The sequence below is a fragment of the Cupriavidus sp. CP313 genome (genome assembly GCF_054072015.1).
The window spans coordinates 38,269-53,333 of record NZ_JBSVZB010000033.1 but is presented as its reverse complement, the minus strand read 5'-3'; the positions used below and the strand labels follow the sequence as shown (position 1 = coordinate 53,333).

Genomic DNA, 15,065 nt, shown 5'->3' with positions numbered 1-15,065 from the left:
TGTCGCAGGAGGCTGTTAGCACTCACCCCTGACGAGTGCTAATTATAGGGACGGGGTAGGGGCATTTCAAGACAGGGACTTGATACGGGTTTTCCCTTGGACGTGAGATTCTCGTGGACGATGGGCCGTGGAGATCCACTGAAAGAGGAGCTTTAGTCACTTATCGTGCATTTGCCGCTCCGTGTAATTTCGACCAAACTGTACATGGATCGCCGCACGACAATGACAACATCAAGCCCGCCGCCCGGATCACCCTCCATGAACGCGGAATCCCACTCCCGTCGCCGCAAACGCGCCGGTCGCGATCCCCGCCGCACCTTGCGCAACTCGGCCGGCGTGCTTGCATTGCCGTGGCCCGAGTGGCCGCGTCACTACCACCGCGACTGGCTGAAGCCCGATGTCATGGCCGGGCTGACCGTTGCGGCAGTCGTCATCCCGAAGGCCCTCGCCTACGCCACCATCGCGGGCCTGCCGGTCGAGGTCGGACTCTATACGGTATTCGCGCCGATGCTGATCTACGCCATGCTGGGAACCTCGCGCCCGCTCAGCGTCAGCACCACGACCACGCTGGCGATCCTGGCAGCAGCCGCGCTTAGCGATGCGATGAAGGCAGGCGGTACCGCGAGCTTGCTGACGGCTTCGGCCACGCTCACCTGCCTGGTGGGCATCATCCTGGTCGCCGCGCGCTTGCTGCGCCTGGGCTTTGTTGCCGATTTCATCTCCGAGCCCGTCCTGGTCGGCTTCAAGGCCGGGATCGGGCTGGTGATCGTGGTGGACCAGCTTCCGAAGCTGCTCGGCATCCATTTCCAGAAGGGCGCGTTTTTCCACAACCTCGCAGCCATGGTCCAGGGCGTTCCCCACGCTTCGCTGGCAACCATGGCCGTTGGGGTCACGGTCCTGGCGCTGCTGATCGGCATGGAACGCCTGGTGCCGCGCGCGCCGGCACCGCTGATCGCGGTGGGGATCGGGATTGCGGCAGTCAGCCTGCTCGGGTTGCAGTCTCATGGCGTCGAAACCGTTGGCCATGTCCCGACTGGCCTGCCGCCGCTCACGCTGCCGGATCCCGGTCTGGTCACGCAGCTCCTGGTGCCGGCCATGGGCATTGCCCTGATGAGCTTTACGGAAACCATCGCAGCCGGACGCGCCTTCGTGCAGAGCGGCGAACCCGCGCCGGACCCGAACCGCGAGCTGCTGGCCACGGGGTTCGCCTGCCTGGGTGGCGCATTCCTCGGCGCGATGGCTGCCGGCGGCGGGACCACGCAGACCGCGGTGAACCGCCGCTGCGGCGCCAGATCGCAGCTGGCGGGACTGATCACTGCGGCCGTCGCGCTGGGCGCGATGCTGGTGCTGGCACCGCTGATCGGCCTGATGCCGGAGGCCGCGCTAGCGGCAGTGGTCATCGCCTATTCGGTGGGACTGATCCAGCCGGCGGAGTTTCGCGCCATCCTCGGCATCCGGCGCACGGAGTTCATCTGGGCAGTGGTAGCCTTTGCCGGCGTCGTGCTGCTAGGGACGTTGAACGGCATTGCCGCCGCCATCATTGTTTCGCTGCTGGCGCTGGCCTACCAGACTTCCGATCCGCCAGTCTATGTCCTGGCACGCAAGCCCGGCACCAATGTATTCCGGCCGCAGTCCGCCGAGCATCCCGCCGACGTGACCTATCCCGGCATGGTGATGCTGAGGCCGGAGGGCCGCGTTTACTTCGCCAATGCGAGACACATCGGGCACAAGATGCGGCCCATCATTGCTGCAGCGAATCCCCGGGTGGTGGTGCTCGACCTTGCCGGCGTCTTTGACCTCGAGTACACGGCGCTGCGGATGCTGACGGAAGCCGAAAAGAAGATGCGCGAAGGCGGCGTGATGCTCTGGCTGGTGGAACTGAATCCCAATGTGCTGGAGATGGTTCGGCGGTCGTCCCTTGGGGACACACTCGGGCGCGAGCGCTTATTCCAAAGCATGGATCTTGCGGTCGACCACTACCTTGCAAACAAGACCGCTACGCCCACCTGAAGCGCGAATGCATGGTGCAGCAACCGCCGCGAGCCTGGCGCCTGGGCCAGCCATCGTACTGGCGCAAGGCGACATCGCTGAGCGCGAACCGTGGCGACGGATGGCGTGCGGCGTTGGCTCCGCTATCGCAAGCGCGCAACATATTCGCCACTGCGCGCTTGTAGGAGTATTCCGGCCCCGCTTCGGCGCTTGCCCGACAGCGCAACACCGCCTCGCTGCCTAGACTGAGGGCTACCGTTGCATTCCCGCTTCGGCAGGGATGTGCGGCCTACGCCGCGCCGGCGCATCCGTCGCCGGCGCCTCGGACAACGACTCCGGAGGTTCTCCATGGATCTGAAACAGCCCGCTCGCCTTCCCAAGATCGTCGGCGCGATTGCCGCAGGACTGGCAGGCCTCACTTGCGCCACGGCGATTGCCCAGACGCCGGCAAGCCCGGCCACGCCGGCAACTCCGGCCGCCCAGGGCATGCCGGCCACCCCGGCAACCCCAGCCGCCCCTGCCGCCCCTGCCGCCCCTGCCGCCGCGGCAGGCTCCCAAAGCGCATCGCCCGGCATGACCCAGGTCCAACCACCCAAGGATCCACTGGTCGAGCGCCGTGAGGCACGCCAGAAGGCCTCGGCCGAGTACAAGGCCAAGAAGAAGGCGGCCAAGGGCGAGTACAAGCAGGACGTCGGCGCTGCCAAGCAGGAGCGCAAGGTCGAGAACAAGGCTGCGGACGCAGTGGCCAAGGACCAAATGGCCGCGCCTAAGCAATAGCGCCAGCCGGCGCAGAACGGGGTGGCCGGGAGCAGCCGGCCACTTTTTTTTGCCTGTCCACTTCCCTCCTTTTGCCCGCGGGAGCATCGGGGGTTGGCGGCTTGTAACAAGCCGGATCGCGCCTAGACTCGATAAGAGCGAGTCGCGCGCTTTTTCGCCCGGCTTGCCATCTGCGCCATGCCCGCTCTCCGCCCGCACCACTGGTTTACAGGCCTGCTCCTGTCAGGCCTGATGGCTGCATTCAACCTGGGCAGCACGTTTGCCGTAGCGCAGCAGAAGCCGGCGCCCGCGTCCGCACCCGTTGCGGCCCCCGCGGCGAAAGCCGCAACCGGCAAGGCAGATTCCGCCAAGCCGCGCGGCCTCAACCTGGCCAACAAGCCGCGCACGGGCGACTTCGACGTGATGGTCAACAGTCGCATCATCCGCGTGCTGGTGCCTTACAGCCGCACCCTCTACTTCAGCGACAAGGGCCACGAGCGCGGAATTACCGCAGAACTGGTGCGGGAATTCGAGCGCTACCTGAACAAGACCTACGCCGATCGACTGGGCAAGCGCCCGCTCACCGTCATCGTCATCCCCACCACGCGCGACCGCCTGCTGCCCGACCTGGCGGCGGGCCTGGGCGATATCGCCGCCGGCAACCTGACCGAGACCGAGGCACGGCTGAAGCTGGTCGACTTTGCCGCGCCGCGTGACCGCAAGCCAGTGCGCGAGCTGATCGTGACCGGCCCGAAGTCGCCGGCGCTGAAGAGCCTGGACGACCTGGCGGGCAAGACCGTCCACGTGCGCCGCGCGAGCAGCTACTACGAGAGCCTGACTGCGCTGAACAACCGCCTGCGCCAGTCGGGCAAGGCGCCGATGCAACTGGTGCTGCTGCCCGATGCGCTTGAAGACGAAGACGTGCTCGAGATGGTGAATGCGGGCCTGCTCGAGATCGTCGTGGTCGACGACTGGAAGGCGGCAATGTGGGTGCAGATCCTGCCTGACATCAAGGTGCGCCAGGACCTGGCGGTGCGCGAAGGCGGCTATGTCGGCTGGGCCTTCCGCAAGGACAGCCCGCAGTTGCGGCAGGTGATCGACGACTTCTATGTCAACCACGTCAAGAAGCACGGCGTGGCGGAATATCTGCTCAAGCAATCCATGCGCCGGATCAAGCAGATCAAGAACAACACCGAGGACGCCGAATACAAGCGCTTCCAGCAGACCGTTGCCTTCTTCGAGAAGTACGGCAAGGACTATGGCTTCGACCCGCTGATGCTGGCGGCACAGGGCTTCCAGGAGTCGCAGCTCAACCAGAAGGCGCGCAGCCGCGTGGGCGCGGTCGGCATCATGCAGATCATGCCCGCCACCGGCAAGGAACTGAACGTGGGCAATATCCAGATGATCGAATCCAACATCCACGCCGGCGCCAAGTACATGGACCGGCTGATGACGAAGTATTTCCCCGACGCGCATTTCTCGGAATCCAACCGGCCGCTGTTCGCCTTTGCCAGCTACAACGCCGGGCCCGGCAATATCGCGAAGATGCGCAAGGAGGCTGCGGCGCGCGGGCTGGACCCCGACAAGTGGTTCAACAATGTCGAGATCGTGGTGGCCGAGAAGATCGGCATCGAAACCACCACCTACGTGCGCAATATCTTCAAATACTACGCGGCCTACCGGCTCACGCAGGACAGGGAGGCCGCGCGTGAGCGGGCACTGAAGGAAGTCCGGAAGTAGCCTGCCGCTGGCGCCCGCGCTGGCGGGACGGCGGTGGAACCGGGCCGCGCCAACCTGCGCCCGGCCACGCAGCAAGGATCAGTCGGCCAGGCCGCTGCTGTCGATATAGCCCAGCGCATCGCGCACCGCGCGCCGGGCCTTGAGCACATAGCAGACCTGGCGCTCGCGGATGGACAGTGCCACCACTTCAGCCTGCATCAGTTCCTGGAACATGTGTGCGGCACGCGGCAGGCTCAGCCCGGCCAGTTGCGCCAGTGCGGCGGCGGGCAGCCCGTCCTCGCCGGCTTCCAGCAGCGCGCGGCAGATCCTGGCCCGCGCGGGTTCGGTCATCAGGGCAAGCGTCAGCGCGCTCTCTTGGGTCTCCATGGCCACACCTCGATCCTCTGGCGTTGTGCTCCGCCGCCCACCACGAGCGGCTGCCGGCCCTCTCCAGGCGCCGTTTTCCAACGTTCTACGCGGCTCGCAGGGCAAAGGCAATAGGGCCCCCCACGGGCTGCGCGATTACAACACCAGCCGTCACGCCCGCGGGCTCGCCAGGGATCCGGCGGGCGGCGCCTACATGACCTCGATCACGCCGTTCATGGTCTCATGCCCCGATCCGCAGAAGATGTCGCACAGGAAGCCATAGTTGCCGCTGCCGCGCGCCGTTGCCGGCAAACGCACGGTCGCGCCTGGCGGCACGTCGGCACGCACGCCGAACTCCGGCACGCTGAAGCCCATGATCACGTCCTGTGCCGTCAGTTCGAATACGACCGCCTCGCCGGCACGCAGCGGGATGTGATTCGGGGTAAAGACGAACTTGCGCGCATGGATGCGAATGACGCGCGGCGCAGCCGCATCGCCCCGGCCGGTGCCGGCCAGCACGGCCGCCCCGAGGCCAAGCATCCAGGCCAGCACCGTGCGCCGCCCGACCATCGATGACATCCTCATGGCGGGTTCCGGTCAGGTCGCGATCGGGTGCTCGGCCAGCGCGAACGAGCCGGGCGCCGCCTTCGCTTCGATCTCGCGCCAGCCCAGCCCGCGATAGGGCTGCGCGGCATCCCACGGCACCGGCAGGCGCTGTGGCTGCGAGCCCGGCGGCGGCAGCGGGAACATCAGCGAGCGTGCGGCGTGATGCGCAATGTGGCCCGTCATGTGGTGATGTTCCTGATGGATATGGCCGTAGAACACGGTCACGTTCGGATAGGGCATCAGGGTGTCGATCACCTGCCCGCCGTCGCGCGTGGCCCAGTCCCATTGCGGATACAGGTCGAACAGCGGGCGGTGCGTGAACACCACGATGCGCGCCCCCTTCGGTTGCCGTGCCAGGTCCGCGGCCAGCCATGCGCGCTGCGCATCCCCGACCCGTCCGGCCGGATCGGAAACGTTGTCCAGCACAATGAAATGCACGCCCTTGTGATCGAAGGTGTAGTGCGTCGGCCCGAACAGCTCCTGGTAAGCCGCGCCCGCATCGAGGCTGGCGTCGTGCTCGCCCGGCATCAGGTGGATCGTCCTGACGCCCAGGCCGGCAATGACGGACTGGAACTCGCGCAGGCGCCGCCGCCGCTCCTGCGGATCGTCGGTGGTGTGCGTGAGATCGCCGGTGAACATGATGAAGTCGGGCGGCTGCCGCAGCGCATTGACGGCGGCGACGGCCTTGGGCAGCGTGCCGCGCGCATCCGGATTGGCCGGTCCCTGGAAGCCCCAGTGTGCGTCCGACAGCTGCACAAAATAGAAATCCTCATCGCGCCCGAAGGCCCAGCCCGGCAGCCCGGACGCAAACACCGCGCCGCCGGCAGTGCCTGCCAGCCTCAGGAAATCGCGTCGCTTCAGTGTGTTCATGGTGCCTCCGTCGCATGGTTGCAGGGATGTGCCTGTCATACCGGCTTGCGGGAAGATTTATTCCCGGCAATGCGGAAGCAAAAAAAATCCGGGCGCGGCGGGAATAAACTGCGTGGAACGCCGGTATACACAGGACGTGCGCCACCGGCGCCGGCGCACAAACCGACCAAGGCACGCATGGATCACGCATCCGACGAACGCCGCCGCTTCGATGAGCTGGTGCTTCCGCAGCTGGATGCCGCCTACAACCTCGCGCGCTGGTTGTCGGGCAGCGCCAGCGAGGCCGACGACGTGGTCCAGGAAGCCTTCCTGCGCGCTTACCGGCTCTTTGGCAGTTTCCGCGGCGAGCAGCCGCGGCCGTGGCTGCTCGCCATCGTGCGCAATACGTGGTTCACCACCTGCCAGAAGCGCAAATCGGCCGGCGAGGTGTGCGGCTATGACGACCTGCGCGAGAACCAGCCCTTGCCGGCCTGGCATGATGGCCAGGACAGCCCCGAACAGTGGCTGCTGCGGCAGGAAGATGTGCGGCTGGTGCACCGTGCGCTGGAGCAGCTGCCGGTGGCCTATCGGGAAGTGCTGGTGCTGCGCGAACTGGAGGAACTGCCCTACCGCGACATTGCGCGCGTCGCGGATATTGCCATCGGCACGGTCATGTCGCGGCTGGCGCGCGGGCGGCGCATGCTGGCGGCGGCAGTGACGGCGCTGCAGCAGCAGGACACGGCTCAAGGGCCGGCACACGCTCGCCCGCCATCCGGTGCGCTGGCGCCGGCACCGCACCCCGCCGGGGAGACAGGTCATGGACTGCAATGAGGTTTGCGAACTGCTGCCCGCCTGCGCCGACGACGAGCTCGGCGCGGCGGAAAGCCAGCGCCTGGAGCAGCACCTGGCACAATGTGCCGCGTGCACGGCCGAACTGGGACGCCTGCGCGCGCTGCGCACGGCGGTGCGGGAAGGCGCGACTTACCATCGCGCAGGTCCCGCCCTGCGCGCCCGGATTGCTGCTGCGCTGCCCGCGGCCCGCGTGCCGGCAGGTGGTGAGGCATCGCGCCCGCGCTGGCTCGAGTGGTTTGCCTGGCGCCCGGCCGTCAACGCCGGGCTGGCGGCTCTGACCATCGCCTCGATGGCGTTCGGGCTGACATTGTTCCTGCTGCGGGATTCCCCGCAAGACGCCATGGCGCGTGAAGTTGTCAGCGGCCACGTGCGCGCGCTGATCGCCGACCACGCCGTCGACGTGGCATCCACCGATCGCCACACGGTCAAGCCGTGGTTCAACGGGCGGCTGGATTTCGCGCCGCCGGTCCATGACATGGCGGCAGAGGGCTTTCCGCTCGTTGGCGGACGGCTCGACTACCTCCACGGGCAACGCGTGGCGGTGCTGGTCTATCGACGCAACCAGCATCCGATCGATGTCTTCGTGCTGCACGGCGCGGGCGCGCGCAAGGCGGCGCCGGACTTCGGCAGCACCCTGACCCGGCAGGGCTACCAGATCACGCACTGGCAGGCTGGCGGCATGGACTACTGGGCCGTGACCGATGCCTCGGCAGCCGACCTGCAACGCTTCAGCAAGGCATGGCGCATGGCCAGCGGCGGCACGCCATAGCGCTCGCGCCGCCGCCGGTCATCCTGCCAGGCCCGCCTACGCCATCACGAACGGCAACTGCCGCTGGCGCTTGCCGGTCAGCGTGAACAGCGCATTGGCCACTGCCGGCGCGATCGGCGGCACGCCCGGCTCGCCCAGGCCGGTGGGGTTCTCCTGCGAGGGCACGAAGAACACGTCCACCACCGGCGCATCGGTGATGCGCGGCGGCGGATAGTCCGGGAAGTTGCTGTTCTTCACGGCGCCGTTCTCGATCTCGATGGCAAACCCCGGCTTGGTCATGGCCAACCCGAACACGCAGCCCCCCTGGATCTGGGCCTCGGCGGACATCGGGTTGACCACGCGGTTGGCATGCACCCCAGCGGTGACGCGATGCACGCGCGGCTCGCCCTTCACCACCGAGACGTCGACCACATACGCCACCACGGTGTTGAACGACTCGTGCAGTGCCACGCCCCAGGCATGGCCCTTGGGCAGCTTGCGCTTGCCGTAGCCGGACTTGTCCACCGCCAGCTGCAGCGCGGCGCGGTGGCGCGCGTGCTTCTTTTCATCGAGCCGCGCCAGGCGGAACGCCACCGGATCCTGCTTCGCGGCGGCGGCCATCTCGTCGGCGAGGGTTTCCTTGACGAAGGCGGTGTGGGTGTTGCCCACCGAGCGCCACCACAGCACCGGCACGTCCACCTGCGGATGGTGCACAGACATCTGCAGGGGCAGGTCATAGTCGTTCTCGACGATGCCCTCGGTCATGGTGGCGTCGACGCCGTTCTTGACCATGAAGGGCTCGAACGGCGTGCCCTTCAGGATCGACTGGCCGACGATGGTGTGCTGCCAGCCCACCACCTTGCCCTGCGCATCCAGCCCGATGCGGGCGCGGTGCAGGTGCAGCGGGCGGTAGTAGCCGCCGCGGATATCATCCTCGCGGCTCCAGACCACCTTGAGCGGCTCGGTGTGGCCGGCGGCCACCCAGGCCTTGAGCACGTTGGCCGCCTCAACGATGTAGTCCGAGGTCGGCACCGCGCGCCGGCCGAAGCCGCCGCCGGCCATCATGGTGTTGAGCACCACCTTGTCCGGCGCCAGCCCCAGCGTGCGCGCCACCGCGGCCTGGTCGACGGTCTGGAACTGCGAGCCCACCCAGACCTTGACCGACTGCACCTTGCCGCCGGCCACTTCCGGCTGCAGCGTGCAGTTCAGCGGCTCCATCGGCGCGTGCGCCAGGTACGGGAAGCGGAAGTCGGCCTCGATCTTGCGCGCGGCACCGTTGATGGCCGAGCCAATATCCCCGCTCCCCGAGCGCGCCACCGTGCCGGGCTGGCCGGCCAGCTTTGCGTATTCGTCGAAGAGCGCCTGCGACGACACCTTCGAGCCCGCGTCTTCCCACTGGATGTCGAGCGCATCGCGGCCCATCTTGGCCGGCCAGTAGCCGCTGGCAATCACGGCCACGCCGCTGCCGCCGCGGTCGACCGGCACCTGCAGCACGCCGCGCACGCCCTGCACCGCGCGGGCCTTGTCGGCGCTGAAGCTCTTGACCTTGCCGCCAAAGCGCGGCGGACGCGCCACCACGGCCACCACCATGCCTTTCAGGTGCGTGTCGATGCCGAACGGCGTGGTCGCGTCCATCTTGCCGCGCGCATCCAGCCGCGGCGTGGGCTTGCCGACGATGCGGAACTGCGAGGGGTCCTTCAGCGTGACCTGCTGGGGCACGGGCAGCGCCATCGCCGCCGGCGCCAGTTCGCCGAAGGTGGCCCGGTGGCTGCCGGACGTGACCACGCCCTGCGCCACCTTGCAGCTGGCCGGATCGACCTTCCATTGCTGCGCGGCCGCCGCCACCAGCATCGCGCGGGCGCGCGCGCCCAGTTCGCGGTACTGCTGGAACGAGTGGTTCAGCGCGGTGGAGCCGCCGGTCATCTGCATGCCGAAGGCGGGGTCCTTGTACGGATCGCCGGCCGGCGCCAGCGTGGCGCGCACGTTGCGCCAGTCGGCGTCCAGCTCCTCGGCCAGCGCCATCGGCAGCGCGGTATGCACGCCCTGGCCGAACTCGAGCCGGTTCACGGCCACGGTCACGGTGTTGTCCGGCGCGATGATCAGGAATGCCTGCGGCGCCGGCGCCGACGCCTTGGGCTTGGCGCCCTCCTGTGCCTGCGCCAGCGGGGCCACGCCCAGCGCCAGGCCGCCGCCGGCCAGGCCGGTCAGCTTCAGGAAACTGCGGCGGTCCAGCGTCGCCACGCCGGTGTTCGGGCGCGCTTCGCTGCTATTGCCGGCCTGGCCGCCTGCCAGGGCTTCGATGCCTCGGATACGCATATTGGTTTCCTCCCGCTCAGGCCAGCGCACGGGCGGCGTCTTTGATCGCCGCGCGGATGCGCTGGTACGTGCCGCAGCGGCACAGGTTGCCGGCCATGGCCTGGTCGATGTCGGCGTCGGTGGGCCGCGGCTTGGTGCGCAGCAGGCCGATGGCGCTCATCACCTGGCCGTTCTGGCAGTAGCCGCATTGCGCCACGTCGTGCTTGAGCCAGGCGTCCATCACGGCGCGCCCGACCTTGTCAGTGCCGATGCCTTCGATAGTGGTGATGCGCGCGCCGGCGGCGGCGGATACCGGCGTCACGCAGCTGCGCGTAGCCTGGCCGTTGACGTGCACGGTGCAGGCACCGCATGCGGCCATGCCGCAGCCGAACTTGGTGCCGGTCATTTCAAGGTTGTCACGCAGCGCCCACAGCAGCGGCGTGGACGGGTCCACGTCGACTTCACGGGTCTTGCCGTTGACGTTGATATTGAGGGTGGTCATGGGGGGACACTCCTTGGGTACGTTGCCCGCTGGTTCTTTCCAGTGCCCCCCGCCTGGCGCAATCGTACGGCGCGGGCACTGCCCATGCGCCGCAGCCTGGCGCAAGGGACAAATGAGGATAGTGCAATTTCGGTCACCTTGCCGGACACCATGCGCACTACCCTGCCCCCGGATCCGTTTTGCACGAACTTTGGGCATGTGGCGGCTGTCCCTCATGAATCCCTTCGCTTTCCGATTTCTGTCGCCGCAACAGTGCCATCGACTATTCCAGAACACACTTATCCCCGCGCCTCCGCGGCACCAGTCCCGCACGCTGCCGCTGCCACGCGCGTGCCGGCGGCCCAGTCCCCATCGGTGGCGCGGCTAGACAGCATCCAGGCCCTGCGCGGGCTGGCCGCCGCATTCGTGGTGGTCTACCACTCGGGCCTGGCGCTGGGCGGCGCCGATGCGCCGGCGCTCAACTGGCTGACCGACAACGTGATCAAGCGCGGCCATGTCGGCGTGGACGTGTTCTTTGTCATCAGCGGCTTCATCATCGCCTGGGTCGCGGTGCTGGCCCGGCCCCAGCCTGAGCGCCCGCTCAGCTTCATGATCCGGCGCTGCTGCCGGCTGGTGCCGCCGTACTGGACCATGTCGGCCATCCATGCGCTGCTGCTCAATCCGGTCACGCCGGCAGTGTTCGCGGCGTCGCTGGCATTCCTGCCGACTGCCACCACCCACGCGCCGTACTACGGCTATCCGGCGCTGTACGTGGGCTGGTCGCTCAACTATGAGCTGGCGTTCTACGCCGCCTTCGCGCTGGGCCTGCTGCTGGCCGGGCGGCGCGCGCTGCTGGTGGTGCTGGGGGTCTTTGCGTTGACCACGCTGGTGCTGCCGTGGTGGCGCTTCGGCGCGCTGGCGGCCGATCCCGCGCAGGGCTACCCGTTCGCCACGCCGTGGCTGGCCATGGCCAGCAATCCGCTGGTGCTGGAATTCCTGCTGGGCTGCGCGCTGGCGTGGGCCTACGCGCGCTGGCGCCACCTGCTGACGCCGGCCATCGCGGTGGGCATGCTGGCAACCGGCTGTGCCGCGTTCGCGCTGTCGCTGCCGCTGGTCGGGCCCGACTTCAGCCTGGCCGGACGCGGGCTGCCCGCGGCCCTGCTGCTGGCCGGCGCCGTGGCGGCCGAGCACGCCGGCGTGCTGCGCGTGCCGCGCGCGCTGGTATGGCTGGGCGAGCTGTCGTATGCGCTGTACCTGACGCACCCCACCGTGATCGAGGGCGTCAAGCGCCTGATGCCCGAACTGGCGCCCGACCAGACCGCGCTGCAGCTGCTGCGCTTTGCCATCGATGCCGGCCTGGCGCTGGCGCTGGCCCTGCTGCTGCACCGCTGGGTGGAACTGCCCGGCATCGCCGCCGGCCGGCGGCTGGCGCGGCGCTGACGCGCGCGCTCAGCGCTGCGGCATGCCGGCCAGGAACAGATAAAGCGCGGTCAGGTCGGTGTCGTTCATGCGTCCGAACGAATCGAACGGCATCACGCGGCTCACTTCGGTGCCATCGGGCCGCTTGCCGCTGCGCATCATCGCGATAAAGGCCGAAGCCTGGCCGTAGCGCGACATGGCGCCGCCCGGCACGGGGCGCAGGTCCGCCGCGGGCGGCCAGTCGGGCGGCCCGCCCGGGATCTTGCCGCCGCGGAAGTCCGGCCCGTGACACCCCAGGCAGGCATTGGCGACGTAGCCGCCATACCTGGCCGTGGGCGCCGGCACCATTGCAGGCTGCACCGGCAAGCTGTGGTCGATCTTGGCGGCCGCGTCCTGCACCATGCCCACACCGTACAACGCCCGCACCAGCCATGGCATGCGGATCTCCGCGGGCGCCCCCATCGCCGGCGGCAGGCTGCGCAGGTAGCCCACCAGCGCGCCCAGGTCCTCGTCGCTCAGGCGGTTGTAGTCCTCGCTGGGCATGATCAGCAGCGGCCGGTGCGAGGGCGCCACGCCATGGCGGATGCTCCGTACCCAGTCAACCGGCTGGTAGGCGGCAATGTCCGGATTGGCGTGCGTCAGGTCCGGCGCGCGCACGCGCAGGCCGCCGGGATCGTCGATCACCTGCTTGCCGCCGGCGCCGGCACCGTGGCACTCCATGCAGCCGCGCGATTCAAACAGGTACTTGCCGTGGGCAATGCCGGCGGCGTCTTCACGGATTGCGATGGGTGAAACCTTGACCGCGACGATGCGCGCCGCCTTGCGCTCGCCAACCCATACCGCGGCATAGGCCGCCACGGCCACGGCGACAGCCGTGCCGGCCAGCCCCCATGCCGCCACCCGCAGAAATCGCGCCATTTGCTCCCCCCTGTCCGCCGCACTGGATGCCGCAGCTTGCCGCCAGTGGGCGGGGGGCTGTCGGTGGGGAAGGCCACATAGCGGCGGCGCGCGCCTCGGTCAGGCCAGCCCGGCCGGGGCCCGGTCGATGAAGCCGGTCATGCGCGCCAGCCGGCCATCGGCGGAAATCGTGGCGAAGTCGGTGCCGACCACCAGCGCCGGCTCTCCCGCCGGGCCCAGTTCCCAGGTGAAGCGCAGGTGTTCGCCGTGCGCATCGACCGGGCTCACGCGGATAAAGCGGAACCCGGGGAATTTCGTCTGCACCGCGGCGATCATCGCGTCAATGCCAGCATGGCCGTCACCGCGCATCAGCGGATCGACATAGCTTGCCGATTCCGTCCACGCCAGCGCGATCAGCTCGCGCCGGCGAGCGGCGTCGGTCTCGTTCCAGGCGGCGAGGTAGCGGTCGGCAAGGGCAGCGGGATCGGCAGCGACTTGCGCTTGGATTGCAGCAGACATGGCGTACTCCTGGTCTTGGTTGGGAATCCGTAAAGGGCCTGGGGTCAGGCCATGGCTGCATGATGGGCGCGGCGGGGCCGCAGCGCGATTACCGGGGAGGTTATCGGCGGGGCTACCGGGGCCATGCTGGAGCTGCCGCCCTAAGCAGGCGAAGGCTGCCTCCCAACCGCCTGCACGCGGGGAAAGCGTTTTGCTCAGTTGCAGCAAAGCTCGAAGCCGAGCTTTCGGAATAGCTGCTGTGAGGCATCGTTGCCGGGAGAAATCTTGGCCCGGCATATAGGAAAGCCCTCAAGGGCCAGCGTCCGGATGCAGCGGCTCAGCAAGTAGGTTCCCAAGCCTTTTTGCTGCGAGCCCGGAGCAACCGCGATCAACGCGATGACGGGCGCATTGTAGAGAGGAAAATCCGTAGCAAGAACCATCCCAGCCAACTGGCCTGAAGGCACTTCCGCAACGAAGGAAGCTGTTGACAGGAACGGGCCGTACCGATCGCTTGCAATAGACGAGAGTTTGCGGGCCCATATCTCCAACGGCACGCTATCTACCGTACCGGCAAAGGCCGAGTAAGCCAGCTGGGCAAGTTGCGCCAGGTCGCCATCCGCAAGATTTCGTACGGAAAGACTGCAAGATCCAAGTTCCAGCCCGGAACAAGCGCGCTCCCAAAGTAGTTGGACGTGGTCGCCGGTTATGGGCTCGCGAGTAACCATACAGGCGGGCTAGCCTATGCGGACGCGGGGCAACCGGTAACGCCCTCTTATGCTTACTTCGCAAATAGAAACGCCAAATTGTTTCGAATGCGTGCGCATTAACGGCGTTTCCCTCCAGGAAATCGTCAATGTCGTCGTACGTAATGCCGTAGGTCTGTTCATCCGGCTTTTGCGGCGCCAAGCTCTCTAGATCGGCAGTTGGAACCTTCGCCACGATTCGCTCTGGCGCCTCTAGTGCGCGGGCCAGCGCCCGCACGCGCCGCTTGGTCAAACCTGCCAACGGCAGCACGTCGGCGCCGCCATCGCCGTATTTCGTGTAGAAGCCCATCACCGCCTCAGCGGCATGATCTGTGCCAACCACCAGCCCGCGCCGTGCATTGGCGATGGCATACTGCGCCACCATCCGCTGCCGGGCCTTGATGTTACCGAGCGCGAAATCTTCCAGCGCTGGCTCGGCAAACTGGACACCCGCCTGCCTGACAGCTGTCAAGAGCCCGTCAGCGCCATCCCTGACGTTGACGACGAAGGTTTCGTCCGGACAAATAAAGGAAAGTGCCACCTGTGCATCCGCTTCATCGATCTGGCTGCCATAGGGTAGACGCACTGCCAGAAACCGTGCGTTATATCCGTCCTGGCGCAGCCGTTCCACGCTCAACTGCGCCAGCCGTCCCGCGGTAGCCGAGTCAACACCACCGCTGATGCCTAGCACATATGTGTCAAGAGCGGCTTCCCTAAGGTACGCACTCAGGAATCCGATGCGCCGTTCGCACTCAGACACCGCATCGAATTCCGCCTTGACGCCCAAAACGGCGATGACCTGCTGTTGCCATTGCCGTTGCGCCGGCATGCCTAGAAGAGTTTCCAT

At 67.5% G+C, this 15,065-nt stretch carries 14 protein-coding genes and 1 pseudogene; 6 read left to right on the top strand and 9 right to left on the bottom strand.

Going from position 1 to position 15,065, the window contains the following annotated elements; translation table 11 throughout:
- Positions 1-258 precede the first annotated feature (258 nt).
- The 3 genes from ACW4E8_RS32705 to ACW4E8_RS32695 all read left to right on the top strand — a co-directional run bounded on the left by ACW4E8_RS32705 (position 259) and on the right by ACW4E8_RS32695 (position 4,485).
- Positions 259-2,010: a SulP family inorganic anion transporter gene (locus tag ACW4E8_RS32705; protein WP_456808300.1), complete on the top strand. Its 1,752-nt coding sequence runs from the start codon at positions 259-261 to the stop codon at positions 2,008-2,010.
- Positions 2,011-2,337: 327 nt separating this feature from the next.
- Positions 2,338-2,766 (top strand): hypothetical protein, encoded by a 429-nt coding sequence (locus tag ACW4E8_RS32700; protein ID WP_456808299.1) that lies wholly within the window; start codon positions 2,338-2,340, stop codon positions 2,764-2,766.
- A 177-nt stretch (positions 2,767-2,943) separates the two neighbouring features.
- Positions 2,944-4,485 (top strand): transglycosylase SLT domain-containing protein, encoded by a 1,542-nt coding sequence (locus tag ACW4E8_RS32695; protein ID WP_456808298.1) that lies wholly within the window; start codon positions 2,944-2,946, stop codon positions 4,483-4,485.
- Between the two features lie 78 nt (positions 4,486-4,563).
- Here the strand turns inward: ACW4E8_RS32695 and ACW4E8_RS32690 are convergent, their stop codons facing one another.
- From ACW4E8_RS32690 to ACW4E8_RS32680, 3 genes are all read right to left on the bottom strand, one after another.
- Positions 4,564-4,851, bottom strand: coding sequence for an ArsR family transcriptional regulator (locus tag ACW4E8_RS32690; RefSeq protein WP_456808297.1), 288 nt, complete (start codon positions 4,849-4,851; stop codon positions 4,564-4,566).
- A 189-nt stretch (positions 4,852-5,040) separates the two neighbouring features.
- Positions 5,041-5,415 carry a cupredoxin domain-containing protein gene (locus tag ACW4E8_RS32685; protein ID WP_456808296.1) on the bottom strand — a complete coding sequence of 125 codons (375 nt, stop codon included), beginning with the start codon at positions 5,413-5,415 and terminating at the stop codon, positions 5,041-5,043.
- A gap of 12 nt (positions 5,416-5,427) precedes the next feature.
- Positions 5,428-6,306, bottom strand: a complete 879-nt coding sequence (locus tag ACW4E8_RS32680; RefSeq protein WP_456808295.1) for a metallophosphoesterase family protein — start codon at positions 6,304-6,306, stop codon at positions 5,428-5,430.
- A gap of 177 nt (positions 6,307-6,483) precedes the next feature.
- Here ACW4E8_RS32680 and ACW4E8_RS32675 point away from each other — a divergent pair, with 177 nt between their 5' ends.
- Both ACW4E8_RS32675 and ACW4E8_RS32670 read left to right on the top strand, forming a co-directional pair.
- A complete protein-coding gene (locus ACW4E8_RS32675; RefSeq protein WP_456808294.1) occupies positions 6,484-7,116 on the top strand; it encodes an RNA polymerase sigma factor in 633 nt (210 codons plus the stop codon).
- On the top strand, positions 7,103-7,906 hold the full coding sequence (locus tag ACW4E8_RS32670; RefSeq protein ID WP_456808293.1) for an anti-sigma factor family protein: 804 nt from the start codon (positions 7,103-7,105) through the stop codon (positions 7,904-7,906). Before ACW4E8_RS32675 ends, ACW4E8_RS32670 begins: the two co-directional genes overlap by 14 nt.
- A gap of 36 nt (positions 7,907-7,942) precedes the next feature.
- On the opposite strand, the gene ACW4E8_RS32665 is transcribed toward ACW4E8_RS32670, so the two are convergent.
- Together ACW4E8_RS32665 and ACW4E8_RS32660 are read right to left on the bottom strand one after the other, a co-directional pair.
- Positions 7,943-10,201, bottom strand: coding sequence for a molybdopterin cofactor-binding domain-containing protein (locus tag ACW4E8_RS32665; RefSeq protein ID WP_456808292.1), 2,259 nt, complete (start codon positions 10,199-10,201; stop codon positions 7,943-7,945).
- A 16-nt stretch (positions 10,202-10,217) separates the two neighbouring features.
- Entirely contained in the window at positions 10,218-10,682 is a 465-nt protein-coding gene (locus ACW4E8_RS32660; RefSeq protein ID WP_010813052.1) for a (2Fe-2S)-binding protein, read from the bottom strand.
- A 330-nt stretch (positions 10,683-11,012) separates the two neighbouring features.
- On the opposite strand from ACW4E8_RS32660, the gene ACW4E8_RS32655 reads away from it, so the two are divergent.
- Positions 11,013-12,101: an acyltransferase family protein gene (locus ACW4E8_RS32655; protein ID WP_456808291.1), complete on the top strand. Its 1,089-nt coding sequence runs from the start codon at positions 11,013-11,015 to the stop codon at positions 12,099-12,101.
- Between the two features lie 9 nt (positions 12,102-12,110).
- Here the strand turns inward: ACW4E8_RS32655 and ACW4E8_RS32650 are convergent, their stop codons facing one another.
- The 4 genes and pseudogenes from ACW4E8_RS32650 to nadE all read right to left on the bottom strand — a co-directional run.
- Positions 12,111-12,998 (bottom strand): c-type cytochrome, encoded by an 888-nt coding sequence (locus tag ACW4E8_RS32650; RefSeq protein ID WP_456808290.1) that lies wholly within the window; start codon positions 12,996-12,998, stop codon positions 12,111-12,113.
- A 99-nt stretch (positions 12,999-13,097) separates the two neighbouring features.
- Positions 13,098-13,496: a nuclear transport factor 2 family protein gene (locus ACW4E8_RS32645; RefSeq protein ID WP_456808289.1), complete on the bottom strand. Its 399-nt coding sequence runs from the start codon at positions 13,494-13,496 to the stop codon at positions 13,098-13,100.
- A gap of 194 nt (positions 13,497-13,690) precedes the next feature.
- The gene (locus tag ACW4E8_RS32640; RefSeq protein WP_456808288.1) at positions 13,691-14,200 is read right to left on the bottom strand and encodes an N-acetyltransferase family protein; all 510 of its coding nucleotides are present in this window, start codon (positions 14,198-14,200) and stop codon (positions 13,691-13,693) included.
- 25 nt (positions 14,201-14,225) lie between these two features.
- A pseudogene (nadE, locus tag ACW4E8_RS32635) lies at positions 14,226-15,047 on the bottom strand (ammonia-dependent NAD(+) synthetase); the annotation flags it as partial.
- Positions 15,048-15,065: the final 18 nt, after the last annotated feature.